A 23,363-nucleotide genomic window follows, 5' to 3' on the forward strand; every position below is an offset into this window, starting at 1 on the left:
TCGCGCATGATGTTGCGGTGCAGGCCCTCGTAGGTGCCGGGGATGCCCTTGGCCTTCATGACGGCCAGCGCCTCCTTGATCCAGCCGTCGAGGTTACCGGCGTGGGTGGTGGCGGTCCGGGCGGTGTTCTGGGTGTCGGCGGCCGGGGCGGCGGCGTGCGCGGAGGTGGAGGTGAGGGTGAGGGCCGCGGCCGCCGCGGCGGTGGTGGCGACGGTGGTGGTCAGGGCGCGCAGACGAGTACGGGTGAACATGCTGGTGGGTTCTCCTGAGGTTTGATGCGGTGCCCCGGTCCGGGCACGGGGGTGCCAGGGGCGGGGCGGTGCGAAGGCGGGTCCTGCGGCGCGGTGGTGCGAACGGCCTCGGACGTGTCCGGCCGGTCCGGCGGGTTCCGCGATGACAGCCATGGTTAGCGGCGGTCCGGGTGAGGGTCAACGATGTGACGTACTACCTGAACAAGGAGCAATGTCCGAAATGAGAGCTTTAGTGGCTATTTAGAGCCGTTAATGGGGTTTCGTTTCTACTATCCGTCGCAGTATGTGATCCAGGTCCTATGGGTGGCATCACACCCGCGGGCCCGACGGAGCCCTTCGGGAGGGAGTGGGCGACGGGTGTGCAGGGCATCGGGAACCGCTGTTGCCGGTGCTAGCACAAGCGCGCTAGCGTGGTGCTGTGCCCAAGACTCAGCTGAACGTGAGAGTGGACGAGACCACCGCCGAGGCCGCGCGGCAACGCGCGCTGCAAAGGGGGATGAGCGTGAACCGCTACATAGAGGAGCTCGTGAGGCAGGACGCGGGCGAGGTCGGACACACCTTCGTCGAGGCAGCGGCCGACTTCATGAAGCAGTACGAGTCGGTGTTCGCCGAGGAGTTCGGCCCGGAGCGCAAAGGCACGCGTTGAACCTCCAGATCGACCTGTCCTGGCTGCTCATGGTGGCCGAGCACAAGACCCCCGGCGATCCGCAGGTCGTCGACTGGGGTGCGCTCGTGGCCGCGGTGGCCCGGCACGAGGCCGAGATCTTCGGCAGCCCCATCTACAGCGACCCGCACTCCAGGGCCGCCGCCCTCCTGCAACTGCTGCTCCACGTCCCCGCGCTCGAACACTCCAACGCGATGTTCTCCTCCGCCGTCGCGTACGGCTATCTCGTGGCCTCCGGGCTCAAGGTCGTCACCTCGCCCGAGCAGGTACGCGATCTGGCCAGGCTGGTCAAGGAGGGCAAGGCGGACGTCCGGGCCATCGCCGACGAACTGCGCCAGTGGAGCCTGTGAGCGCCCGCACCCCACCGCGCCGCCCGCACCGCACCGCCCGGTGGACCGGCGTGCCGCACCCGTGAGCGGCACGGTGGGCGACGCATCCGCCCCGCACCCACCGCGCCGGGCCGGGCGGCGCGGGCCGGGACCGGGGCGTCAGACCGGTACGCCCGGCCGCCGCGCCACGCCCAGCACGCATGACGACGTGGGCAGCTGGATCCCCCGCTCCGGCATCCTGACCCTGCGGTAGGACTCCAGCACGAACCCGGCCCGCTCGATGGCGGCCAGGGTGTCGCGCGCCGTGTGGCACCCGCCCGCCACCAGCGGCCAGACCGTACGGTCCAGCGCCCGCTGCGTCAGCGCCATGGCCCGGCCGTCGGCCCGCACGTGCTCGAAGAAGCGCAGCTCACCGCCGGGCCGCAGCACCCTCATGATCTCCGCGAGCGAGCGCTCCACATCCCGTACGGTGCACAGCACCAGCGACGCGACAGCTCCGTCGAACGCCTCGCTCTTGACCGGAAGCGCCTCCGCCGTGCCCGGCACCACGTCCACCGGAATGCCGGCCCGCAGCGCCGCCCGCACCGCCAACTGCCGCAGGCCGCGCTCGGGTTCGATGGCCACCACCTCCGCCACCCCGGGCGGGTAGTGCGCGAAGTTCAGACCGTTGCCGGCGCCCACCTCGACGACCCGGCCGGACAGCCCGGCCAGCAGCTCCGCACGCACCGCGCCCAGCCCCGCCCTGGTCTCCGCGACCACGCTCAGCCGGGCGTAGAACCGGGCGAAGACGGGGTGGTGCACCACGTCCTGGGGGATTCTCGTGCTGCGCAGACGCATGACGGACCTCCTCGGCCGGGCGCACGGGCAAAGAGTGCGGCTCTCCTTGGATTCTTCCCGCTCCGCACCGCAAAATCTCCCCGCCCGCTCCGTTCCGTACGGCAGGTGTCCCCTTCCCCGAGCCGTGCGTCGCGCACGGTGGGTTCCCCTTTCCCGAGCCGCCCGTTTCCCACCGGGGTTCCCGCCCGAGAACTGCACGGTCCGGCCGCTCAGCCAGACGGCCGGTCCCCGCCCAGTTCCGCGGTGAGCCAACTCCCGGCCCGTGCGCGGAAGTCGGCGGGCGCCAGCGCACCCGCTCCGGCCGGCACCGCGCCCAGGAGCGGCGCGCCCGTCACCGCCGGCAGATCCCCCAGATTGCAGCGCGCCGCCAGGTCCGGCTCGGCGGGCATGCTGCCCACCACCAGACCGCGGCACGCGAGCCCCCGGGCCCGCAGCGCCTCCGAGGTCAGCGCCGCGGTGTTGAGCGTGCCCAGTCCGGCGGGCGTCACGACCAGCACCGGGGCGGCCAGCAACCGGGCCGCGTCGGCGAGGGTCGCGCCCTCGTCGTCGAACCGCACCAGCAGACCGCCCGCGCCCTCGATCAGCACGAGATCGTGTTCGGTCGCCAGCTTGTTTGCCGCGTCGGCGATCTCGTACGGCCGCACCGGCGACAGCCCCGCCCTGCGGGCGGCCGTGGCGGGCGCCAACGGTTCGGGGAAACGCGCCAGTTCGACCGCGGTGACATGGTCACCGGCCAGCCGCACCACCTCGGCGGCGTCCCCCGGCTCACCCGGAGCGAGTCCCGTCTGTGCGGGCTTGAGCACCGCGACGGCGCACTCCGGGCGCACCGCCGCCACGGCCGCCGTCACGATCGTCTTGCCGATCTCCGTGCCCGTGCCCGTCACCACCAGAACCGTCATCTCAGCCCTCCCGCGCAGCCGCGCACACGGCGCGGCAGATCCGCGCCACGTCCTCGTCGTCGGTCACGTACGGCGGCATCGTGTAGACGAGGTCGCGGAACGGCCGCAGCCACACGCCCTCCCGCACCGCCGCCCGGGTCGCGGCCGCCATGTCCACCTCGTGGTCCAGCTGTACGACACCGATCGCGCCCAGTACCCGTACGTCCCGTACTCCCGGCAGTTCCGAGGCCGGGGCGAGACCGTCCCGGAGCCCCGTGCCGATCCGCTCCACCTCCCCTCGCCAGTCCCGGCCGAGCAGCAGGTCGACGGAGGCACAGGCCACGGCGGCGGCGAGCGGATTGCCCATGAACGTCGGGCCGTGGGCGAGCACCGGCACCTCGCCGCGCGAGATGCCCTCCGCCACCCGGGAGGTGCACAGCGTCGCCGCCATCGTCAGATAGCCACCGGTCAGGGCCTTGCCCACGCACATGACATCGGGCGAGACCCCCGCGTGCCCGGCGGCGAACAGCTCTCCCGTACGGCCGAAGCCCGTGGCGATCTCGTCGAACACCAGCAGGACGTCATGGGCGTCGCACGCCTCGCGGAGCACCCGCAGATACGCGGGGGAGTGGAATCGCATCCCGCCCGCGCCCTGCACCACCGGTTCCACGATCACCGCGGCCAGCCGGTCGGCGTGCTCGGCGATCAGCTCCCGCAGGTGCCGTGCGTACGCGGCGTCCGGCTCCGCGTCGAAACCGGCCGGCGGCGCGTCGGCGAAGACCTGCCGGGGCAGCACGCCCGACCACAGCTCGTGCATCCCGCCCTCCGGGTCGCACACCGACATCGGCTGCCAGGTGTCCCCGTGGTAGCCGCCCCGCCAGGTCAGCAGCCGCTGCTTGGTCGGCCGCCCGGCCGAGCGCCAGTACTGCAGGCACATCTTCACCGCGACCTCGACGGAGACCGACCCGGAGTCGGCGAGGAACACGTGCCGCAGCGGCTCCGGGGTGACCTCGACCAGCCGGGTGGCCAGCCGCACGGCGGGCTCGTGGGTCAGCCCGCCGAACATCACATGGCTCATCCGGTCCAGCTGGCCCCGGGCCGCCTCGTTGAGCACCGGGTGGTTGTAGCCGTGCACCGCCGACCACCAGGACGACATGCCGTCCACCAACTCGCGCTGCCCGTGGACCGGTTCGGCCAGCCGCAGCCGCACCCCGGACGCGGACTCCACGACCAGCGGCTCCTGCCGCCCCGGCATCGGACCGTAGGGATGCCAGACGTGGGCCCGGTCCAGGGCGCGCAGCTCGGCCGGGGAGATGGCCTCACGCATTGGGGGCGAGATCCGTCCCCGCGCCGCGCCGGCGGACCGCCACCAGATCCGTGCGCGCGGCCGGCGTCCCCGGAGAAGCGGCCGTGCCCGTCGCGGCCGTGTTCTCGTCCTTCGCGGGCACGTCACCGCACGGCGCGCAGCCGCCCCCGTGCGAACCGCAGCCGCCGGACTCCGCACGGTGCGCGGGCAGCGTCGTCGTGTCCGTCCCCTCCACCTCGAAACCGGCGTCCGCGATCATGTCCAGATCCGCCTGGCCCGCCTGCCCCTCGCTGGTGAGGTAGTCGCCCAGGAAGATCGAGTTGACCAGGTGCAGGGCGAGCGGCTGCATCGAGCGCAGATGCACCTCGCGCCCGCCCGCGAGCCGCACCTCCACGTCCGGGCAGACGAACCGGACCATCGACAGAATGCGCAGACAGCGCTGCGGAGTGAGGTTCCACTCCTTGGCCAGCGGAGTCCCCTCGAACGGGATCAGGAAGTTCACCGGCACCGAGTCCGGGTCCAGCTCGCGCAGCGAGAAGACGACATCGACCAGATCGGCGTCGCTCTCGCCCATCCCGGCGATCAGTCCGGAACACGCCGACAGCCCGGCGGCCTGCGCCTGCTGCACGGTCTCCACCCGGTCGGCATAGGTGTGGGTGGTGGTGATCTCCCCGTACGTCCCCTCGGACGTGTTGAGGTTGTGGTTGTACGCGTCGGCGCCCGCCGAGCGCAGCCGCTCGGCCTGCCCGTCGGAGAGCAGCCCGAGACAGGCGCACACCTCGACGCCCTCGTTCTGCTCCTTGATCGCCTCGATGGTCTCCGACACCCGGTCGACGTCACGGTCCGTCGGGCCGCGGCCGCTCGCCACCAGACACACCCGCTTGGCACCCCCGGCCACACCGGCGGCGGCGGCCTTCGACGCCTCGTCAGGTTTCAGCCAGGTGTACTTGAGGATCCCGGCCTTCGAACCGAGCCGCTGCGAGCAGTACGAGCAGTCCTCGGGGCATAGACCGGACTTGAGATTGACCAGGTAGTTCAGCTTCACGCGCCGCCCGAACCACTGGCGGCGCACCTTTCCGGCCGCGGCCACCACTTCGAGCAGATCGTCGTCCGACGTCGCCAGTACGGCGAGTGCTTCTTCGCGGGTCGGCAGCTCGCGCCGCAGCCCCTTGTCCACCAGCGTGTTCAGGAGGTCCATGGCGATGATCCTGGCCTACCGCACGGCCCGCAGCCAAGGAGGAACCGGACAACAGAGCCTGTCGAGGGTGTGTGTATTGCCACATCATGACCTGCGGCACCCGCGGTTAGGGTCTGTGAGCTGCCTACAAAAGGGATCGCTCATGCCCCTCGACCCGTTCGGCTGGATCGACGACGAGGCGCGCCGCCGCGCGGACGCCGGGCTCGTTCGCACGCTCCGCCCCCGGCCCGCCGGCGCCGACGTCCTGGACCTCGCGAGCAACGACTACCTGGGGCTGACGCGGCACCCCGAGGTCACCGCCGCCGCGGCCGAGGCCGCACGCACCTGGGGCGCGGGCGCGACCGGATCGCGGCTCGTCACCGGCTCCACCGCACTGCACGCCGAACTGGAGCGTGAACTGGCCGATTTCTGCGGTTTCGAAGCGGCCCTGGTGCTGTCGTCGGGCTACGCGGCCAACCTCGCGGCCGTCACGGCGCTCACCGGACGCGGCTCGCTGATCGTCTCCGACGCGGGCAACCACGCCTCGATCGTGGACGGTTGCCGACTCTCCCGGGCCGAGACCGCCGTCGTCGCGCACGCCGATCCCGACGCCGTGCGCAAGGCGCTGCGGACGCACGACGGCAGGGCGCTGGCCGTCACCGACTCGGTCTTCTCCGTCGACGGTGACGCGGCACCGCTGCCCCGCCTCGCCGACGTCTGCCGCGGGGAGGGCGCCGCGCTGCTCGTCGACGACGCGCACGGGCTGGGCGTACTGGGAGAAGGCGGCCGCGGCGCGCTCGCCGCCGCAGGGCTCGCGGGCGGCGAGGGGATCGTCGCCACGCTCACCCTCTCCAAGTCCCTCGGCAGCCAGGGCGGAGCCGTCCTCGGCCCCGCCCGGGTCGTCGAGCACCTGGTCAACACGGCCCGTACGTTCATCTTCGACACCGGCCTCGCACCGGCCGCGGCGGGCGCCGCACTGGGCGGTCTGCGACTGCTGCGCCGGGAACCGGAGCGCGCCGGCCGGGCCCGCGAGGTCGCCACCGCCCTGTACGAGCGGCTGACGGCGGCCGGTCTGAGCGCCGTACGCCCCGACGCGGCCGTGGTGTCCGTGCGCGCCCCCTCGGCGGAGGCCGCCGTGCGCTGGGCGGCCGACTGCCGCGCCGCCGGGGTCGCCGTGGGCTGCTTCCGGCCGCCGTCGGTGCCGGACGGGGTGTCCCGGCTGCGACTGACCGCGCGCGCCGACCTGACCGGGGAACAGATCGCCGCGGCCGTGACGACCGTGCGGCGGACCGCTCCCGTCAGCTGAACGGTTCCCGGCGCAGACCGGAGACGAAGGAGGTCCAGGCTGTCGCGGAGAACCGCAGCGGCGGTCCGGACACGTTCTTGGAGTCCCGCACGGCCAGCCGTCGCCCGTCCGCGAACGGAGCGGTCTCCACGCAGTTGTTCATACCTGTGCTGCGGCTGCTGCGCCGCCACCGTAAGTCGTGTGGTGCGGGGCAATCCGGCATGACGTCCTCTCGGGCGGTCCGAAGTCACCGGTCACCGCGGTCGATCGCGGCGATGAGGTCCAACGAGCGCTCGGGCGACAGCGCGTGTGCCTGCATCGTGCGGAAGGCCGAGCTGTACGCCTCAAGGTCTTCTTTCCGCTCCAGATAGAGGCTACTCGTCAAATGGTCGAGAACAATCACGTCGAGATCAGAAGTGTTCGGGAATGAGAAAATAACGAAAGGTCCGGTGAGTCCGGCGTAGCCGCCGACCGAGAACGGCAGCACCTGGAGCCGCACATGGGGGAGGTGGGCCACCCGGGCCAGATGACGCAACTGCTCCCTCATCACCCGGCGCCCGCCGACCTCCCGCCGCAGTACCGCCTCGTCGAGCACCGCGCTCAGCCGCAGCGGCGGATCGGTGCGCAGCACCCCCTGGCGGGCGAGGCGCACCTCCACCAGCGAGTCCAGCCGGGCCGCGGGCAGACCCTCCAGCGATGCCCGGGTCACCGCCCGCGCGTAGTCGGCCGTCTGCAGGAGCCCCGGCACCACCGAGGTCTCCAGGGTGCGCGCGGTCCGCGCCTGGGACTCCAGGCTGATGAAGTCGCGGTACTGGGGCGGGAGCAGGCCGCGATAGGCGTGCCACCATCCGGTGCCGCCCCCGCCGGCCGAGCACGCCAGGGTCGTCAGGAGGGTCCGCAACTGCGCGTCGTCCACGCCGTAGGCGTCCAGCAGCCGGGTCACATCGGCCGGCCGCACCCCGCTGACCCCGGTCTCGATCCGGCTGACCTTCGACTGGTGCCAGCCGAGTGTCCGCGCGGCGTCCCGGCTGGTCAGCCCCGACGCGTGGCGCAGGCTCCGGAGCTCCTCCCCGAGCTTGCGACGCCGTACCGCAGGACCGTGCCGCATCCACGACCTCCCTCGCCCGCCGAGCAGGCAGTTTGTCGCCCACGTACGGTTTTGCGTGGTGGGGTTCACCGCATCGGGCGACAGATATATGCATATCTTGGTGGATCACCGTTACAGAGGGCGGCATCGGTGGCAATCTGGCGCGAAGCACGACCTGGACCGACAGCAGGTCGGTCGGGTGGGAAAGGGGCGGCTTGCCATGGCGGATCATCAGGAAGCAAGCGTCACTCTGCCGAGCGAGCCGGTCTCGGTCGCGGCGGCCCGGAAGTACGTGGCCAGGGTGCTCACCGAATGGGGTCTGGCAGCCGACACCGAATTCGCCGACGGCATCCGGCTCATCGTCTCGGAACTCGCGACCAACGCCGTCCAGCACACCTTCGGGCAGTCGCCCACCTTCACGGTGGCTCTCCGGCTGGACCGGGAGGAACAACTGTCACTGGGGGTGACGGACAGTCATCCGCGTTGGCCCAGGCGGCTGCCCGCGGCCGTCCAGCAGGACAACGGGCGCGGCATGGTCATCATCCGGACCCTGGCCAAGGAGTGCGGGGGCCGACTGACCGTCACCCCCACCGTCGACGGCGGCAAGACGGTCTGGATCGTGCTCCCGTGGCCCGGTCCCGCGCACCACTGAGGACGGGGCCGGACGGGCGGTGGGCGTCACCGCCCGCCCGGAGTGCGGCCCGGGGCCGAGCCCCGGGCCGTCGGGCATGCTTCAGCGGACCCGCCCGTAGTAGACGCTCTTCGTCCAGATCTTCTCCAGCCGTACCACCGCGCCGGTCCGCGGCGAGTGCCAGATCTTTCCCTTCCCGGCGTAGATCCCCACGTGGTAGACGCTGCGGCCGTAGTGGAAGAAGACCAGGTCGCCGCGTTGCCGGTGCGAGGCCGAGATGTGGCGGGTCTTGTTGTACTGCTGCTGGGCCGTGCGGGGCAGCTGCTTGCCCGCCTTCTTGAACGAGTAGAGCGTCAGGCCGGAGCAGTCGAAACGGTTGGGGCCGGTGGCCCCCCAGCGGTAGGGCGAACCCTTCTTCGACGCGGCAATGCTGAGTGCCTTCATCGACCGGGTCGCGGCCTGGGCCTCCGTGGTGGCACCCGGGGCGAGCATGGTGCCGCCGACGGCGGCGAGCGTCAGAACCGAGGCCGTACCGGCCCGTGCGAGCAGAGACGGGACATGAACCTGCGCAGTCATGCGCAACCCTTCGTCAGCCGCCTGTGAAGGATGACCTGTCGGGTTCGGGCTGGCGAAGTTGCCCGGCCGCTTTCGGCGGCTTCACCCCGAGGGACGACCGATGTTCCGGCCGACCCGTTGTGCTCGGGTCCTCCACTCCTGCCGATCCACTTCCGTCGACCAGGCATCCGAGCGGCGGCAGGACTCGGCGTCCGCCCGGACCGCCCCGCCGCGGTGGCGGGGGCTTGTCGTCCCAGGGATCTTGACTCACTCACTGTCGGATTTCCGAGCCGAAACGGGGATATGTGAGGCTCCTCACGACTGACCCGTTCGAGTGGACATGGTGATTCCGACGGCTGTTCGGGACGTTCGGCGCGGTCCCGTACCAGGGGCGGAATGCCTGATTCCGTTCACCGGGTACGCGAAAAACGCAAGTCGGGAAATCCCTCGTGCGAGGGGTCTCCTACGCCGAACGAGCGAGGAATTTCGGTGCGCGCTCCGGGCGTGTCGGGTACGGGAGTTGAGTGACGCCCGCCGTCCGCCGGGGGAGTTGGCGTGCCCCGGCGGACGGGAGGGCCGGGGGCGTCGGTCAACTCGCCGGAGCCGGTGGTACGGTGACGCGCCCGGCCCGCCGCTCCCCGTCCAGTACGCGCAGCGCCCGGGCCAGGGTGGCGGCGTGGATCCGCGCCTCGCCGCGCTCGTGCATCAGTGTCAGCGCGTCCCGCAGGTCGCCGGCCCGTGAGACCAGCGCCTGTGCGGCGCGCAGCGCGCCGTAGGTGTCGCTGCCCCGGGCCGGGTTGATCCGGCCCAGCTGGTCGAGGACTTCGAGGTAGTGGTCGATGAACTCCCCCTCGGCGCGGGTCAGTGCGGGGAGCGGCGGGAAGTCGGGCGGTTGCACCGGGCGTTCACCTCGCGCCGTGCGCAGGGCGCGACGCCTTGCGGCTCTCCGTGATGTGGTCGACCAGGCCGTACGCCTTGGCGCCCGCCGCGTCGAGGACGAGGTCGCGCTCGATGTCGGTGGCGATCCGCCCGGTGTCGCGGCCCGTGTGACGGGCCAGCAGGTCGATGAGCATTCCGCGGACCCGTTCCAGCTCCCGCGCCTCGATCTCCAGGTCGGACGGCCGGCCCCGCACCGGTTCGGGGAGTGCGGGCTGCTGCACCACCACCCGGGCCCCGGGCAGTGCGTGACGGCGGCCGGGGGCGCCCGCGGCGAGCAGCGCCGCCGCGCAGGAACCGGCCTGGCCGAGGCAGTAGGTCTCCACCTCGCAGCTGAGGTACTCCATCGTGTCGTAGATCGCCGACATGGCCCCGAACGAGCCCCCGGGAGAGTTGATGTAGAGCGAGACGGGCCGGTCCGGGGCGTCGTGCTCCAGGTACATGAACTGGGCGATCAGGTCCGAGGCGGCCGCGTCGTCGACCGGGGTGCCGAGGAAGACGATCCGCTCGGCGAGCAGCCTGGAGTACGGGTCGAGAGTGCGGGTCCCGCTGCTGGTGCGCTCGGTGAACTCGGGCAGTACGTGGCGGGCGGTGGGACGGAACAGCATGGCGATGCCTTTCCTTCGGGTCTGCACGGCAGCCTGCACATGTGTCTGTAAAAAATGTACAGGACGTACAGTAGATTATGGTGGGCGTGATCCTGGTGATCCACTGGAAATCCCAGTTCAGAGGCTGTTTCTGCTGTTCGCCGAGGGCAGAGGTCTCACAATCTCCAGACGTCTTGATCATCAGGCTGCTTCGCCCGCACTGAAACCGAGTGGAGGAGTGAGGTGGTCCGAGTCGACGCGGAGGTCCTCGGGGCTCGGGTGGACGTACATCCGCTCGATGAAGGTGGCGTTGGCATGCCCGGCCCATGCGGCGAGGGCGACGTTCGGCCCGCCGTTGACGGAAAGAAACGTGAGGCACGAGGGGCGCGCGTCGTGGAGCCGGACCCCCCCGCAGCTCCGGCTTCCGCTGCAGGGAGCACGCGGCCTCACGCAGGTGGCGAGTCGTGAGAGGCCGGCCGAGGTGGTCGACGGACACATAGCCAGAGCGCTGATAAAGCGCGCCCGCCGCCTGCTGTACGACGACACCATCCGGACCGAAGGCCGCCTGGCCGGCCTGCCGTTGCTCCTTCATGCCCAGGGGCCAGTGGCGATTTCCCGGCTGACCGCCGGTCACATCGAAGAGACGAACGGGACCGTCCGCATCCGTCTCGGCGACATCGCGGTCACCTTGTCCGGGCCCGTCGCCGGGCTGGCCCGGGAGCAAGCCGCCGCCGGGGACTGGGGCGCCTGCGCGGCGGAGGTCAGCCGCCGCCGGCCATGACATCCGATCCAAGGGCAAGGGAGCAACACAGATGCTGCTACGTGATGTGGAGCACGGCGACGTCGACGCCTACGTCCGGATGCGATGCGACCCGATCATGATGGCCGAACTGGGCGGCCCGCTGCCTCGCGAAGGCATGGAGGCGAAGGTCCAACGCGATGTTCAACGGGCGGTGGCGGGCACCGACTGGACAAAGATGATCGTGCCCGATGAGGCCGAGCCGGACGTGGTCGCGGGAACCGTGACCTTGTGGCCCCACGACGCGGACGGCGAGCGCATCTCCGAGATCGGCTGGATGGTACTGCCGGAGTTCCAGGGACGGGGACTCGGCAAGCAGGGCGTCCGCATGCTGCTCGAACTGGCTCGCGACGACAGCCGGTGGGGGCTGGTACACGCATTTCCGGCAACAAGCAACGCCCGGTCCAACGGCATCTGCCGCGCCCTCGGTTTCCGACTCCTGGGCAAGCGTGACGTGCCCTTCGCCGGTCGAGTCCTGGAAGCCAACCACTGGACTGTCGATCCTCGCACCGACCTGATCCGATACCGATCCGCAGCACGCCGGGGCCCACGCGAAGCCCCGGCCGGGGGCATTCAGAGAGTTTCAACACCCGACTCCACCATCACACCCCCAGCCTGATGCCCACAAGGAAATGCTCGGGGCGTGGGAACGCCTGGATGTTCCACTGATCACCGCCGCCTGAGAGCGCCTCCGCCCTGCCTCGCCGGACAGGGCGGAGGCGTTTGTCCGCTCGGTGGGGCACTCGTCGTCAGCCGGTGACGAGCCTCTTCGTGGGTGACCGCTACGGAGACCATCCCCCAGGAGCTCCCGACGAGCCGCTTTGCTACGGATTCGCTTTACCTCGCTCATCCCGGTGTCGGCTTCCCGATCCTTATTCACGACTGCATGACAGACCTGTCGGCCGGGGCGGGTTCCCGGTGGCCGTACATACGCGGCCAGGCCATTGATGACACCTACCTCGCCCGCGTGTGCCGGAGCTCATGCTTGCCCTGATGGAGGGGCGCACCTTCGCCCGACCTCTCGAAGTGTCCGGGTGGGGATACGTGAACCTGTTGCACATGGCCGTGGCCCTGGCGGCCGTTCCTGACTCCACCGAGCAGCTCGGCCGACGGCACGGTCGCGCGCGAACCACATCACTGATCCGGACACCACCAGCGCCCGTACCCGCAGCGAGGGTCTGGATCCGCCTGTGTCGCAGCGGTTGAACTCGGCCCGGAAAGTCTCGTCGTGCAGCGTCCGCTCGTTCGTCACCGACAGCACTGCGGCGGCTCGTACCGTCCAGCCCGGGGTGCGATCCCGCGCGCGCAGGCGTGCAGCGCCTCGTGCGCGGCAGGCCCTCCCGCCAGACGCAGGGAGGCGGCTCTGCCACGCGCGTCGTCGACCGTCCGCGTCAGTGCCGGCAGCCGTTCCCTGTCCTCGGCTGGAGTCTCACGGATCCGGCGGGATACCCGGCTCGGGCGTTCGCAGCCTCCGACCCCAACCCGCCGTTCCCCGCTACCCGGCGGCTGCTCACCTCGTTCCCACGGACACCGGATCTGTAGTGGCAGCGAGGATCCGAGTATCTCCGGGTAATTCGACACTGCCCAACTGATCGCAGGTCGCGGGCACTCGGTCCGAGGCAATGCGAACGGCCTCTCGGTCCACCTCACGCGAAGGTGTGAAACCACCATGCCCAGCAAGAGTCGCCCACCCCCGTGACGACGGGCGAAGAACCGTTCCGCACGTCAACTCCGGCCTTGAACGGCCGCACAATCCCATCCTCCGCGCATGCCATCGTGGCCGCCGGGCGCCACCACGTCCACCCCACCGACCGAAAGTGAGGCACCGTGAAGAAGTCCATCGCCTGCTGGACCGCAGCAGCGGCATGCGCCCTGCTCGCCCTCACCGGAACCGCCGAAGCCTCCGGCACCACCATGGCCAAGCCCAAGACGTGGTACTCCACCGCCGTCTGTGGTGTCGAGAAGATCGGAAGTGGCGACCACGGAGACAAGCAGCTCAAGGGCACCGGAAAGGGAAAGAGCAAGTCGGAGGCCGAGAAGTCCGCCCAGCGAGATGTACAGGCCCAGATCAGCAAGAAGTACGGAAAGGGGTACCGGGCGCACCACTGCACCTTCCGCAGCTCCAGGCGGTAGGTCCCGCGCCCGTGGAAACACGTGAACAACAGAAAGCGTAAGAAGCTGCCGAAGCGGCTTGCCGCGGCTGCCGGTGACGGCCGCGTCGGCCTTCTCCGGCGACTCCTCGCCCAAGGGGCTGATCCCGACGCCCGCGACCCTGACGGAGCCACACCGCTCTATCTCGCCGCCGTCCAAGGCGAAAACCGCTGTGCCGAGCTGCTCCTGGTGGCCGGAGCCTTGCCCAACGCCGAATCCCGGGGGTGGCGCAGCGGACTGCCACTTGCCGCAGCCGCTGCCAAGGCGAACCTGCCCCTCGTCGAGCTGCTGCTGTGTCATGGAGCCGACCCGCACCTGCGGGAGTCGGGGGGCGGCTCGGCGCTCGACTGGGCACAGGGCTGGAGCGACGACACCGAGGAGCGGCAAGCCGTCCTGGCGCGGCTGCGCAACCTCACTGTTTGAGCTGCCCCACCGGGCGGTCGGCACCTCCGGTTTGCCGAGTGCTGCTGGGGTGTCCCTATGTGCTTCGTCGACCCTGGCGGGGCTGTCACGGGGGTTTGTTCTGGGTCGCAAAGCGTGAAGCTCCCGGCGGGTCGGATGCCGTGTGGGCAGACGCGTGGTCGATGGGGCGGAAAGGGTGTTCGAGCAAGGCTGATCCATCCTGGTCGTGACGCTCGAATGACGCTCCGCGTGCGTGGTGATCCTTGAGCCTGCTGAGAAGGGGCGCTGACCTGCTGTTTCTCCGAGGGTGCGCTGTGGGTGTCACGTGCGTTGCCTTGACGCGTATTCGATGCACGAGCGGCATGTTCGACGCACGAACGATGCAGTTTCTGACGGATTGTCATACGCGATTTGCCGACCGCCTGCGGAGCCCTCGGTCGTACGAGGGCGAGCCCCTCGAAGGGACGGGGAGGCCGGCCGTCGAACCGTCGGCCGACCTCGCCCCGCGCCTCTCGGCACTGACGTTCCGTGACACTCGGTTGGGTGTTGGAAGGATGTCGTCTCAGGGGCCGTAGGGGCTCCAGTGTCCGAGAAAGGGCTTCGGGTCGTCGGCTCGTGGTTCGGGGATGCCGGGCAGCCGGGGCGGTGTGCTCAGCGGGTCGAGGCGGCGCTCCAGGGGCCGCTGTCCATCTGATCCGTGCTTCGGCTTCGCTCCGGCCTGCGGCCGGGGCATCATGGAGCCCGCCGTGCCTGCGACGGTGTTCGCCCACCGGCGACAGTTCCACCAGCGACCGGACCGGACCATCGGCGCACAACACCGCGTCCACGAGTTCGACCAGGGCATCCGCCCGCCTGGTCGGACACGCGTAGAACTCACCCCGGAAGCGTGGCAGTCCCGCAAACGGATCCTGCCGGACGACCTGATGCGCACATCTGGCCGCCCCAACCCGATCACGCCATGTGAGGCGTCGATCCCCGCTGAGACCCGCCAGGATTCAGGGTGACCAGAGAACTCTTCGTCTCACACATCTCTCACGAACGAGAGCGCACGGGAGCACGCAAGAGCCTCTGACCTGGATATTCGCTGTCGCCACGGACCGCGGCGGACCATGTGGACATTACATAAGCTAGGGAGCATGGCCTACGAGATTCCGGTGACGCAAGCGAGGGCTGAGCTCGCCGAACTGATCAACCGCGTCGTCTACGGCGGCGAACGCGTGGTCGTGACCCGGCACGGAAAGCCGTTGGTGGCGCTGGTCTCGGCCGCTGACCTGGAGCGACTCGAGAGCGACGAGGCGGCGGCCGAGGAGCGGGCGATCAGCTCGGTCTCCTCGATCGGCTCCGCGCCGTCCGCTCCCGGCGAACAGCAGCGCTTCGGCATCGCGGCGGAGCACCCCCGGCACCGGGAGCCGGGCGGCTGAGGGGAGCGAGGGGGCCTCTCGTGTTCCGGTCCGCGGTCGGTCGGCGCGCGGGTCCACGCCCATGGGGTGGCAAAGAGGCGGTTAACGCGCCGGAAAACTTCGGCTCCAATGTGCAATACCTCGCTGTAAGACACTCGTGCAGCGTTCAACAATCTGTTGAGTGCCGCTGAGGGCTGTCCCGCTGTGCCCGCCCCGAACCCGAGGCGCTCGCCGCGACCCGGCCGCGCGGCGCCCACCGGCCGGTGGTGCTGGGCCTGACCGCCCGGTCGGCCGGTCTCGCACTGCTGGACGCCGCGTACGCGGCGGCGTACGAATCCGTCGGCGGGCCCGCCACCGCCGTCGTCCGGCTGCTCTTCCTCGACCCCTTCGGGTCGCCGCCGTTCTCGCCCGGCTCGCACCCGAGCTCGGCCGGCACGCCGAGGACCCCGCCGCCCTCACCAGCCGCATCACCGTGCACCGGGACGGCCGCCCGCTGCTCGACCAGGAGACGTCGTACGGGCCTGGCGAACCCGGCGGCTGGGAGGGGCCGGCGGTCACCGGGCCGTCGGACAACTCCTCCTGATGGGCCCGGCGTTCACCCAACGACGCCCCGAAGCACAGCTGCTGGGGCCGACGGCCGTACTCGCCCCGTCGGCCGGCCCCGCCGCGCTCGTCACCGCCACCGCCCCCGCTGCGCCGGGTCCTGGCCGAGGCGCTGAACGCATACGACGAGGCACGGGAATCAGCCATGGAAAGCGTGGGCTGAACACCGGTTGGCGGACACCGATGGCCGGTTATCGATTCGATAAAGAAGTGCATGTGCGATCTGTTCTCAGGAACCCCACAGGAGACAGGATCCGCGGGAGATCACGAATGAACCGCGCCGCCACCGGTGGCGCTTCGGATCCGATGGGGGTTCCACTTGAGACGCACCGCAGTGCTCGGTTCGGCCGGCGCTTTGATCGCGGGCACACTCGTGGCCGGCGCGATATCCGCGCCCGCGGCCACTGCCGAAAGCCGTCACGACCGCGGCTCCGAGGCACGTGGCGTCCGGCTCGCCGCGGAACGGGCCGCCAGGGCCGGCATCGACTGGCAGGACTGCCCGGCCGATTGGGGCATCGCCTCGCCCATCCAGTGCGGCTGGGTGACCGTGCCGCTCGACTACGCCAGGCCCGACGGCAAGAAGATCCGAATAGCCGTCGACCGGCACGTCAGCACCGGCACCGAGGGCGAGCGACAGGGCGCGCTGCTCTACAACCCGGGCGGCCCCGGCGGCTCGGGCATGGCGTTCCCCAGGCGTGTCGTCACCAAGAACCCGATCTGGGCGAACGCCGCGAAGGCCTACGACTTCGTGGGCTTCGACCCGCGGGGCGTCGGCCACTCCGCGCCGATCTCCTGCACCGACCCCCAGGAGTACGCCAGCGCCCCCAAGGCCGACCCCGTACCCGACTCCGAGGCCGACAAGCTCGCCCAGCGCAAGCTCGCCGCCGAGTACGCGGCCGGCTGCGCCGAACGCAGCGGCGACATGCTGCCCCACATGACCACCCCCAACACCGCACGCGACATGGACGTCATCCGTGCCGCACTCGGCGAGAAGAAGCTCAACTTCCTGGGCGTCTCCTACGGCACCTACCTGGGCGCGGTCTACGGCACGCTCTTCCCGGACCACGTCCGCCGCATGGTCGTCGACAGCGTCGTCGACCCGGCGAAGGACAACATCTGGTACCAGGCCAACCTCAACCAGAACATCGCCTTCCAGAAGCGCTGGGACGACTGGAAGGCATGGGTCGCCCGGAACGACGCCGCCTTCCACATCGGCGACACCCCCGAGAAGGTCGAGCAGGAGTGGCTGAAGCTGCGCGCCGAGGCCAAGAAGAACCCGATCGGCGGCGTCGTCGGCCCCGCCGAGCTCATCGGTTTCTTCCAGCGGGCGCCCTACTACGACTCCACCTGGGTGTCCACCGCCCGGACCTGGAGCGACTACCGGAGCGGCAACACCCAGGCACTGATCGACGCAGCCGGCCCGGACATGTCGGACATCGCGGGGAACATCACCGCGGAGAACGGCAACGCCGTGTACACCGCGATCGAGTGCGCGGACGCCAAGTGGCCCACCGACTGGCGCACCTGGGACCGTGACAACACCCGGCTGCACAAGGACTACCCGTTCATGACCTGGGCCAACGCCTGGATGAACCTGCCCTGCGCCACCTGGGGGGCCAAGCAGCAGACCCCGCTGAACGTGAAGACCCGCAAGGGCCTGCCGCCGGTGCTGATCGTGCAGTCCGAGCGCGACGCCGCCACTCCGTACCAGGGCGCCGTCGAACTGCACAAGCGCTTCAAGGGCTCGCGGCTCATCACCGAGCGGGACGCCGGTTCGCACGGAGTCACCGGCATCACCAACCCCTGCGTCAACGAGCGGGTGGACGCCTACCTGCTCACGGGCAGCACCGACCGCCACGACGTGACGTGCGCCCCGCACGCCACGCCGAAGCCGTAACGGACGGCGGACCCCGGCGCGGGCGGCCAGGCACCACCGGCCGCCCGCGCCTCGCGCCCACCCCGCACCTCACGCCTTCCGGTCGTACGCCTCCAGCCAGGCGTCCTCCGCCGCGTAGTCGAACAGCTTCCGGCCGTAGGCCCGCAGCATGGCGGGGAACACCTCCGTCCAGTCCCCGGCCGCCAGCCGCGCGGCGAGCCACTCGACCGTCTCCGGCAACGACCGCGCGTAATCCGTCACCGGCCGGTACCCGAGCTCCCGCTCGGCGGCCGCCATGTCGTACACGATGGGGTGGGCACTGCTCCACGGCGTCGACCCGACCCCGTCCTCCCCGGGTGCGCCCGCCATCAGCACGGTCTCGGGGCTCCGGCCGAGCACCGCGTCGACCGCCTCGCCGATCTCCGCGACCGTCGGCGCCTGCGGATCCCCGGCATTGAGCACCCGCGAACCGGGCCGCAGAGCGGCGAGCCGGATCAGCTCCGCCAGGTTGGACACATGGACCGGGTGGAAGCGCGACCGCCCGCCGAAGGCGAGCACCCGCCGCTCGCGGCCGTCCAGCAGCCGCTTCACGAAGTACAGCTCGCGCGGCGACCGGCAATGCGGCCCGTGGATCGCCCCGGCCCGCAACAACGTCACCGGCAGCGCCTCCCCGGCCGCCAGCAGATCCCGCTCCAGCCGCGCCTTCCGCGTCCCGTACGTGGCGTCGCCCGGCGCCACGGTGCGCTGCGACTCCGGGATCGGCACGGGATAGCGCGGAGCGCCGTCGGGTTCGCCCTGGGTGTCGAAGCTGCGGCCCCGGTCGTCCTCGTAGATCGCACCGCTGGAAATCACCACCGCCGAACCGATCCGGTCGGCGAGCCCGGTCAACTGCCGGGCGTGATCCGCGCCGTACGCCACCATGTCGACCAGCACGTCGCAGCCGTCGCCCAGCGCCGCCGCGAGCGCCCCGTCCTCGTCCCGGTCGAGCGCGACCGTGCGCACCGCTCCGTCCCACCGGGCGTCCCTGCCGCCGCCGCGCGAGGCGGCCGTCACCTCCCAGCCGTCCTCGACGAGTGCCCGCACGGCCACTCGCCCGATCTGTCCCGTCGCTCCCAGGACCCACACGTTTCCCTTGGTCATGGCAAGGACGCTAGACCGGGGCCGCGGCCCGGAACAGCGGAGTTCACCGAGCGCGGATCCGCCGACGGCGTCGCAGTTTCGGGAACTTCTCCGCCGACCCGGCCTGTTCGGCCTGCGCGGCCTTCACCTTCGCCGCGTACTCGTCGACGTACTCCTGCCCCGAAAGCCCCAGGATCGCGTACATGATCTCGTCGGTGACCGCCCGGACCGCCGCCTTCTGGTCCTCCAGGCCGGCGTAGCGGGAGAATTCCAGCGGCTCGCCGAAACGGATGGTGACCCGCTTGATGCGCGGGAGGACCTGGCCGGGCGGCTGGATCTCGAAAGTGCCCACCATCGCGCACGGCACCACCGGCACCTGCGCCCTGATCGCCATGACGGCCACCCCCACCTTGCCCTTGTAGAGCCGGCCGTCGTGCGAGCGGGTGCCCTCCGGGTAGATGCCCAGCAGCTCGCCCCGGTCCAGCACCCCGAGCCCTTCCCGGATCGCGGCCCGCCCCGCCTCCTTGCCGGAACGGTCCACCGGAATCTGCCCGATGCTGCGGAAGAAGGCGGCGGTCAGCCGTCCCTTCACACCCGGCCCGGTGAAGTACTCCGCCTTGGCGAGGAAGGTGATGCGCCGTTCGAGGATCGCGGGCATCAGGAAGTGGTCGGAGAACGACAGGTGGTTGCCGGCGACGATGGCCGCACCGTCCCGCGGAACGTGCTCCAGGCCCTCGATCCTGGGGCGGAAGAACAACCGCAGCAGTGGTCCGAGGACGACGTATTTGAGCACGTAGTAGAACACAGGGCGGCTCCTAGGGCCTCTCGTGCGGATCACGCCGGGCTCGCGTGCCCCGGCACTTCCCCGAGCTCTCGGCTTCGCTCGAGCAGGGGAGGCCCATTGCTCGCCGCGTTGTCGTCACTCGCCATGGCTCCGCCATTGTCTCCCTCCTCCGCCTTGCGATCACACGCACCGGACCCCGCTCACTGACCCGCCCCGATCCGAACGAAAGAACCCAGCTCTCCCGGATCGGCTCCAGGGGCTGCATTCTGCCAGGCCGCCGAACGCCGCCCGGACCGGCGGTCCGGTACAACTGCCGCCCCGGACAACCGCATTCGGGTGAAAGGCGGTGCGGGAGCGCCGCCGGGCCCGCGGCCCCCGGAGGGACTGCGCGGAGCCCGGCGGCGACCGGTCGGAGCGCGCGGACGCGTGCCGCTCAGAACACCGGCACGGCGCCGACGCCCTCCGGCACGATCAGGTCCGCCGCCGTGGCGGCCCGGACCTCGTCGACGGTGACGCCGGGAGCCAGCTCGGCCAGGACGAAGCCGTCCGGGGTGACGTCGACGACCGCGAGATCGGTGATCACCCGCTGGACGACGGCCCGGCCGGTGAGCGGCAGGGTGCATTCGGGCACGAGCTTCGGACTGCCGTCCTTGGCGGTGTGCTCCATGAGGACGAGGACCCGGCCCGCGCCGTGCACGAGGTCCATGGCACCGCCCATGCCCTTGACCATCTTGCCGGGGATCATCCAGTTGGCGAGGTCGCCCGAGGAGGAGACCTGCATGGCGCCCAGCACGGCCGCGTCGATGTGACCGCCGCGGATCATGCCGAAGGACAGCGCGGAGTCGAAGAAGGACGCGCCGGGCAGGGTGGTGACGGTCTCCTTGCCGGCGTTGACGAGGTCGGCGTCGAGCTCGTCCTCGGTCGGGTACGGGCCCACGCCCAGGATGCCGTTCTCGGACTGCAGGACCACCTCGATGCCGGGCGGCAGGTGGTTGGGGACGAGCGTGGGCAGGCCGATGCCGAGATTGACGTAGCTGCCGTCGGTCAGCTCCCGGGCGGCTCGGGCCGCCATCTGCTCACGGGTGAGGGCCATGTCAGACGCCGCCTTCCTGCCGGACGGTACGGCGTTCGACGCGCCGCTCGGCCGCGGGGTCGCCGGGATTCACCCGGACCACGCGCTGGACGAAGATGCCGGGGAGGTGGACCTCGTCCGGAGCGAGCTCCCCGGGTTCGACGAGGCGGTCCACCTCGGCGATGGTGATCCGGCCCGCCATGGCGGCCAGCGGATTGAAGTTGCGCGCGGACGAGTGGAACACGAGGTTCCCGTGCCGGTCGCCGACCTCGGCACGGACCAGCGCGAAGTCGGTGGTGATGCCGTGTTCGAGCAGGTACGGGCGCCCGTCGAACTCCCGGGTCTCCTTGGCGGGCGAGGCCACGGCGACCGAGCCGTCGGCGGCGTGGCGCCAGGGCAGCCCGCCCTCGCCGACCTGGGTACCGGTGCCCGCCGGCGTGTAGAAGGCGGGAATGCCCGCGCCACCGGCCCGCAGCCGCTCCGCCAGGGTTCCCTGCGGCACGAGTTCGACCTCCAGCTCCCCGCTCAGGTACTGACGGGCGAATTCCTTGTTCTCCCCGACGTACGAACTCGTCATCCGGGAGATCTGCCCGCCGGAGAGCAGGATGCCGAGGCCCCAGTCGTCGACGCCGCAGTTGTTCGAGACGATGTCGAGTCCGCCCACCTCCCGGTTCCGGAGGGCGTCGATCAGCGTGCCCGGTATGCCGCACAGCCCGAAGCCGCCCACGGCGAGCGAGGCCCCGTCGGGGATGTCGGCCACCGCCGCCGCCGCGCTCGCGACTGTCTTGTCCAGACCCATACGGTCCCTTTCCCTAGGGCAACCGGGATGACCTCGCAGGTCGGAGCCGGTGCCAGTACAACCGACGGGCAGTGAGCCTAGGAAGGCGCGACAGACGCGGCCATGGGTGCCGGACACACTTCCTACGGAAAAGGGGTGTCGATCGCCCACTCCTCGGGGTGTGCGGCGGAGGTGGTGGTTCTGCCCGCGGCCCCGGCGCGGGACCCGGCCGGGGCCGCGGGCGGGGCTCAGACGGGGCAGCCGGAGTCGGCGATCACGTAGTGGCCGGGCGAGGTCTGTTCGAGGGTGTGCGTGACGGACGTGTTCCACAGCCCCATGGGCTGGCCGGAGCCCAGGGCGTAGGTGTACCCGCCGCTCCGGCGGGCGCGCCCGGCGACCGTGTGCGCGTAGTTGCTCGCCGTGTGACACGTGGGCGTGAACCCGGTGGTGGTCGCGGTCACCGCGGAGGAGGCCGTGCCCTTCGTGCCCGAGTGATCGACCGCGACCACGGTGTAGCGGTACGCCGTACCGGTGGCCAGACCGGTGTCGGTGTAATCGGTCGACGCCGTGGTGCCCACCTCCGTGCCGTCGCGGTGGACGGCGTACGAGGCCGCGCCGGCGACCGCGTTCCAGCTCAGGGCGGCGGTGGTGCCGGTGGTCCCGGTGACGGTCAGACCGGTGGGGGCCGGCAGCGTCCCGGGGGTCCCACCGCCGCCGTCCAGCCCCCAGAACCGGGCGGTGCGGTAGCTGGAACAGATGGTGTCGAGGTAGTACGTGGAGGCGGTGCCGCACTGCTCGGCGCCGCTGCCGGGGTCGACCGCGAGCCCGTGGGCCATGCCCGCGATCGAGTAGACCTCGACCGCCGGTTCGCCGGAGGCGTCCTCGTAGACGCTCAGCGTGGTGCCCCCGGGCAGCTCCTCGGTGCGGGAAGGGGACTGCCCGATGCCCCACACGTCGGTCCACTGGTCGCGCAGCTCGGCGGCGTTGGCGGGCCGGACGGTGGTGTCGGCGGTGCCCTGCCAGATCGCCACCCGGGGCCAGGAGGCGGTTCCGGCGGGAGCGGCGGAACGCACGAGGTCCCCCCACTGGCCGGGGGTCCTGTCGGCCGGGCTGTACATGCAGGTGTAGGCCGCGGCCACGGTGCTCGCGCAGCGCGCCGGCAGACCGGAGGCGATGGAGCCCGCCGCGAAGACGTCGGGGTACGCGGCGAGCATGTTGGCGGTCATGCCGCCGCCCGCCGACAGACCGGTGATGTACACCCGACCGGTGTCGCCGCCGTACCGGGCGACGGCCTCGTCGACCATCTGCTTGATCGACAGCGCCTCGCCCTGTCCGCGCGTGCTGTCGCCCGGCTCGAACCAGTTGAAGCAGGAGTTGGCGTTGTTGGCGCTGCTCGTCTGCGGGAGAACCAGCGTGAAGCCGTAGCGGTCGGCGAACTTCGGCCAGCCCGAGTGGGCGTAGTAGTCGTTCGCACTCTGGGTGCAGCCGTGCAGGGCGACCACGACGGGCGCCCCGGTCGGCAGCCCGTCGGGCGCGTACGCGTACATGGAGAGGTTGCCGGGGTTGGTGCCGAAGCCGGTGATCTCGGTGAGGCCGACGGCGGACGCCCGCGGGGCGACGGTCAGCAGACCGGCGGCGAGGGCCAGGGTGCCCGCCGCGGCCGTGAGCCGGCGGCGGACGCCTCCCGGGCGGCGACTCCTCGCGAAGCGGTGTGGGGGGTTCGGCTGTCGCATGTCGACTGCCTCCTGGGGCGACGAGTACGTTCTTCGGGCCGATGCCGGGCGGGACCGCCCGTCGGCGTGGCGCCCATCATCCGGGCGCCCGCGCCGGGGCAGGCATGGGCGCGGCAGCCAGGG

General features: G+C 71.0%; 23 protein-coding genes, 3 pseudogenes and 1 riboswitch. Of the genes and pseudogenes, 11 read left to right on the forward strand and 15 right to left on the reverse strand.

The genetic code is table 11. The features are described from left to right. A pseudogene (locus tag ACWCXX_RS23805) lies at positions 1-251 on the reverse strand (transglycosylase SLT domain-containing protein); the annotation flags it as partial. Positions 252-669: 418 nt separating this feature from the next. On the opposite strand from ACWCXX_RS23805, the gene ACWCXX_RS23810 reads away from it, so the two are divergent. Both ACWCXX_RS23810 and ACWCXX_RS23815 read left to right on the forward strand, forming a co-directional pair. Then, positions 670-897: an antitoxin gene (locus tag ACWCXX_RS23810; RefSeq protein ID WP_385330706.1), complete on the forward strand. Its 228-nt coding sequence runs from the start codon at positions 670-672 to the stop codon at positions 895-897. Then, positions 894-1,265, forward strand: a complete 372-nt coding sequence (locus ACWCXX_RS23815; RefSeq protein ID WP_451130364.1) for a fic family toxin-antitoxin system, toxin component — start codon at positions 894-896, stop codon at positions 1,263-1,265. The genes ACWCXX_RS23810 and ACWCXX_RS23815 overlap by 4 nt, the downstream gene beginning before the upstream one ends. A gap of 138 nt (positions 1,266-1,403) precedes the next feature. On the opposite strand, the gene ACWCXX_RS23820 is transcribed toward ACWCXX_RS23815, so the two are convergent. The 4 genes from ACWCXX_RS23820 to bioB all read right to left on the reverse strand — a co-directional run bounded on the left by ACWCXX_RS23820 (position 1,404) and on the right by bioB (position 5,463). Continuing rightward, a complete protein-coding gene (locus ACWCXX_RS23820; protein ID WP_451130366.1) occupies positions 1,404-2,081 on the reverse strand; it encodes a class I SAM-dependent methyltransferase in 678 nt (225 codons plus the stop codon). A 209-nt stretch (positions 2,082-2,290) separates the two neighbouring features. Next, positions 2,291-2,980 (reverse strand): dethiobiotin synthase, encoded by a 690-nt coding sequence (gene bioD, locus ACWCXX_RS23825; protein ID WP_451130368.1) that lies wholly within the window; start codon positions 2,978-2,980, stop codon positions 2,291-2,293. 1 nt (position 2,981) lies between these two features. After that, a complete protein-coding gene (locus ACWCXX_RS23830; protein WP_451130370.1) occupies positions 2,982-4,286 on the reverse strand; it encodes an adenosylmethionine--8-amino-7-oxononanoate transaminase in 1,305 nt (434 codons plus the stop codon). After that, positions 4,279-5,463, reverse strand: a complete 1,185-nt coding sequence (gene bioB / locus ACWCXX_RS23835; RefSeq protein WP_451130372.1) for a biotin synthase BioB — start codon at positions 5,461-5,463, stop codon at positions 4,279-4,281. Before bioB ends, ACWCXX_RS23830 begins: the two co-directional genes overlap by 8 nt. A 142-nt stretch (positions 5,464-5,605) precedes the next feature. Between bioB and ACWCXX_RS23840 the strand changes: the two genes are divergently transcribed. Further along, the gene (locus ACWCXX_RS23840; RefSeq protein ID WP_451130374.1) at positions 5,606-6,748 is read left to right on the forward strand and encodes an 8-amino-7-oxononanoate synthase; all 1,143 of its coding nucleotides are present in this window, start codon (positions 5,606-5,608) and stop codon (positions 6,746-6,748) included. Here ACWCXX_RS23840 and ACWCXX_RS23845 read toward each other — a convergent pair. Together ACWCXX_RS23845 and ACWCXX_RS23850 are read right to left on the reverse strand one after the other, a co-directional pair. After that, positions 6,741-6,950: a DUF397 domain-containing protein gene (locus ACWCXX_RS23845; protein WP_451130376.1), complete on the reverse strand. Its 210-nt coding sequence runs from the start codon at positions 6,948-6,950 to the stop codon at positions 6,741-6,743. The genes ACWCXX_RS23840 and ACWCXX_RS23845 overlap by 8 nt on opposite strands. A 24-nt stretch (positions 6,951-6,974) precedes the next feature. Continuing rightward, positions 6,975-7,835: a helix-turn-helix domain-containing protein gene (locus tag ACWCXX_RS23850; RefSeq protein WP_451130378.1), complete on the reverse strand. Its 861-nt coding sequence runs from the start codon at positions 7,833-7,835 to the stop codon at positions 6,975-6,977. A gap of 199 nt (positions 7,836-8,034) precedes the next feature. On the opposite strand from ACWCXX_RS23850, the gene ACWCXX_RS23855 reads away from it, so the two are divergent. Next, positions 8,035-8,466, forward strand: a complete 432-nt coding sequence (locus ACWCXX_RS23855) for an ATP-binding protein (protein ID WP_451130380.1) — start codon at positions 8,035-8,037, stop codon at positions 8,464-8,466. Between the two features lie 81 nt (positions 8,467-8,547). Here the strand turns inward: ACWCXX_RS23855 and ACWCXX_RS23860 are convergent, their stop codons facing one another. The 3 genes from ACWCXX_RS23860 to ACWCXX_RS23870 form a co-directional block, all read right to left on the reverse strand. Further along, complete coding sequence (locus ACWCXX_RS23860; RefSeq protein ID WP_451130382.1) at positions 8,548-9,021, reverse strand: C40 family peptidase; 474 nt, start codon at positions 9,019-9,021, stop codon at positions 8,548-8,550. Between the two features lie 3 nt (positions 9,022-9,024). Further along, a riboswitch (cyclic di-AMP (ydaO/yuaA leader) is annotated at positions 9,025-9,197 on the reverse strand. A 392-nt stretch (positions 9,198-9,589) separates the two neighbouring features. Continuing rightward, on the reverse strand, positions 9,590-9,898 hold the full coding sequence (locus ACWCXX_RS23865; protein ID WP_451130384.1) for a hypothetical protein: 309 nt from the start codon (positions 9,896-9,898) through the stop codon (positions 9,590-9,592). 7 nt (positions 9,899-9,905) lie between these two features. Next, entirely contained in the window at positions 9,906-10,541 is a 636-nt protein-coding gene (locus tag ACWCXX_RS23870) for an ATP-dependent Clp protease proteolytic subunit (RefSeq protein ID WP_451130506.1), read from the reverse strand. Positions 10,542-11,004: 463 nt separating this feature from the next. On the opposite strand from ACWCXX_RS23870, the gene ACWCXX_RS23875 reads away from it, so the two are divergent. The 7 genes and pseudogenes from ACWCXX_RS23875 (at position 11,005) to ACWCXX_RS23905 (ending at position 17,775) form a co-directional block, all read left to right on the forward strand. After that, a complete protein-coding gene (locus ACWCXX_RS23875; RefSeq protein ID WP_451130386.1) occupies positions 11,005-11,304 on the forward strand; it encodes a hypothetical protein in 300 nt (99 codons plus the stop codon). A gap of 31 nt (positions 11,305-11,335) precedes the next feature. Further along, a pseudogene (locus ACWCXX_RS23880) lies at positions 11,336-11,839 on the forward strand (GNAT family N-acetyltransferase); the annotation flags it as partial. A gap of 1,310 nt (positions 11,840-13,149) precedes the next feature. Next, the gene (locus tag ACWCXX_RS23885) at positions 13,150-13,455 is read left to right on the forward strand and encodes a hypothetical protein (RefSeq protein WP_451130388.1); all 306 of its coding nucleotides are present in this window, start codon (positions 13,150-13,152) and stop codon (positions 13,453-13,455) included. 21 nt (positions 13,456-13,476) lie between these two features. Next, positions 13,477-13,896, forward strand: a complete 420-nt coding sequence (locus tag ACWCXX_RS23890; RefSeq protein WP_451130390.1) for an ankyrin repeat domain-containing protein — start codon at positions 13,477-13,479, stop codon at positions 13,894-13,896. 1,115 nt (positions 13,897-15,011) lie between these two features. Beyond that, on the forward strand, positions 15,012-15,296 hold the full coding sequence (locus tag ACWCXX_RS23895; protein WP_451130392.1) for a type II toxin-antitoxin system Phd/YefM family antitoxin: 285 nt from the start codon (positions 15,012-15,014) through the stop codon (positions 15,294-15,296). A gap of 173 nt (positions 15,297-15,469) precedes the next feature. Further along, a pseudogene (locus ACWCXX_RS23900) lies at positions 15,470-15,726 on the forward strand (urease accessory UreF family protein); the annotation flags it as partial. A 471-nt stretch (positions 15,727-16,197) separates the two neighbouring features. Continuing rightward, positions 16,198-17,775, forward strand: a complete 1,578-nt coding sequence (locus ACWCXX_RS23905; protein ID WP_451130394.1) for an alpha/beta hydrolase — start codon at positions 16,198-16,200, stop codon at positions 17,773-17,775. A gap of 69 nt (positions 17,776-17,844) precedes the next feature. Here ACWCXX_RS23905 and ACWCXX_RS23910 read toward each other — a convergent pair whose 3' ends face one another. From ACWCXX_RS23910 to ACWCXX_RS23930, 5 genes are all read right to left on the reverse strand, one after another. Then, positions 17,845-18,894 (reverse strand): NAD-dependent epimerase/dehydratase family protein, encoded by a 1,050-nt coding sequence (locus ACWCXX_RS23910; RefSeq protein WP_451130396.1) that lies wholly within the window; start codon positions 18,892-18,894, stop codon positions 17,845-17,847. Between the two features lie 43 nt (positions 18,895-18,937). Continuing rightward, complete coding sequence (locus ACWCXX_RS23915) at positions 18,938-19,678, reverse strand: lysophospholipid acyltransferase family protein (protein WP_451130398.1); 741 nt, start codon at positions 19,676-19,678, stop codon at positions 18,938-18,940. Between the two features lie 412 nt (positions 19,679-20,090). Next, on the reverse strand, positions 20,091-20,750 hold the full coding sequence (locus ACWCXX_RS23920) for a CoA transferase subunit B (RefSeq protein ID WP_451130400.1): 660 nt from the start codon (positions 20,748-20,750) through the stop codon (positions 20,091-20,093). A gap of 1 nt (position 20,751) precedes the next feature. Then, positions 20,752-21,528 carry a CoA transferase subunit A gene (locus tag ACWCXX_RS23925; RefSeq protein WP_451130402.1) on the reverse strand — a complete coding sequence of 259 codons (777 nt, stop codon included), beginning with the start codon at positions 21,526-21,528 and terminating at the stop codon, positions 20,752-20,754. A 227-nt stretch (positions 21,529-21,755) separates the two neighbouring features. Then, positions 21,756-23,240 carry an extracellular catalytic domain type 1 short-chain-length polyhydroxyalkanoate depolymerase gene (locus ACWCXX_RS23930; RefSeq protein WP_451130404.1) on the reverse strand — a complete coding sequence of 495 codons (1,485 nt, stop codon included), beginning with the start codon at positions 23,238-23,240 and terminating at the stop codon, positions 21,756-21,758. Between the last annotated feature and the right edge of the window lie 123 nt (positions 23,241-23,363).

Source organism: Streptomyces sp. NPDC001732, assembly GCF_053596315.1.

Excerpts from the sequence above, each read along its gene's own strand:
- ACWCXX_RS23820 (WP_451130366.1), bottom strand. The coding sequence starts at position 2,081 with ATGCGTCTGCGCAGCACGAGAATCCCCCAGGACGTGGTGCACCACCCC.
- bioD (WP_451130368.1), bottom strand. The coding sequence starts at position 2,980 with ATGACGGTTCTGGTGGTGACGGGCACGGGCACGGAGATCGGCAAGACG.
- ACWCXX_RS23830 (WP_451130370.1), bottom strand. The coding sequence starts at position 4,286 with ATGCGTGAGGCCATCTCCCCGGCCGAGCTGCGCGCCCTGGACCGGGCC.
- bioB (WP_451130372.1), bottom strand. The coding sequence starts at position 5,463 with ATGGACCTCCTGAACACGCTGGTGGACAAGGGGCTGCGGCGCGAGCTG.
- ACWCXX_RS23840 (WP_451130374.1), top strand. The coding sequence starts at position 5,606 with ATGCCCCTCGACCCGTTCGGCTGGATCGACGACGAGGCGCGCCGCCGC.
- ACWCXX_RS23845 (WP_451130376.1), bottom strand. The coding sequence starts at position 6,950 with ATGCCGGATTGCCCCGCACCACACGACTTACGGTGGCGGCGCAGCAGC.
- ACWCXX_RS23850 (WP_451130378.1), bottom strand. The coding sequence starts at position 7,835 with ATGCGGCACGGTCCTGCGGTACGGCGTCGCAAGCTCGGGGAGGAGCTC.
- ACWCXX_RS23855 (WP_451130380.1), top strand. The coding sequence starts at position 8,035 with ATGGCGGATCATCAGGAAGCAAGCGTCACTCTGCCGAGCGAGCCGGTC.
- ACWCXX_RS23860 (WP_451130382.1), bottom strand. The coding sequence starts at position 9,021 with ATGACTGCGCAGGTTCATGTCCCGTCTCTGCTCGCACGGGCCGGTACG.
- ACWCXX_RS23895 (WP_451130392.1), top strand. The coding sequence starts at position 15,012 with ATGGCCTACGAGATTCCGGTGACGCAAGCGAGGGCTGAGCTCGCCGAA.
- ACWCXX_RS23910 (WP_451130396.1), bottom strand. The coding sequence starts at position 18,894 with ATGACCAAGGGAAACGTGTGGGTCCTGGGAGCGACGGGACAGATCGGG.
- ACWCXX_RS23920 (WP_451130400.1), bottom strand. The coding sequence starts at position 20,750 with ATGGCCCTCACCCGTGAGCAGATGGCGGCCCGAGCCGCCCGGGAGCTG.
- ACWCXX_RS23925 (WP_451130402.1), bottom strand. The coding sequence starts at position 21,528 with ATGGGTCTGGACAAGACAGTCGCGAGCGCGGCGGCGGCGGTGGCCGAC.
- ACWCXX_RS23930 (WP_451130404.1), bottom strand. The coding sequence starts at position 23,240 with ATGCGACAGCCGAACCCCCCACACCGCTTCGCGAGGAGTCGCCGCCCG.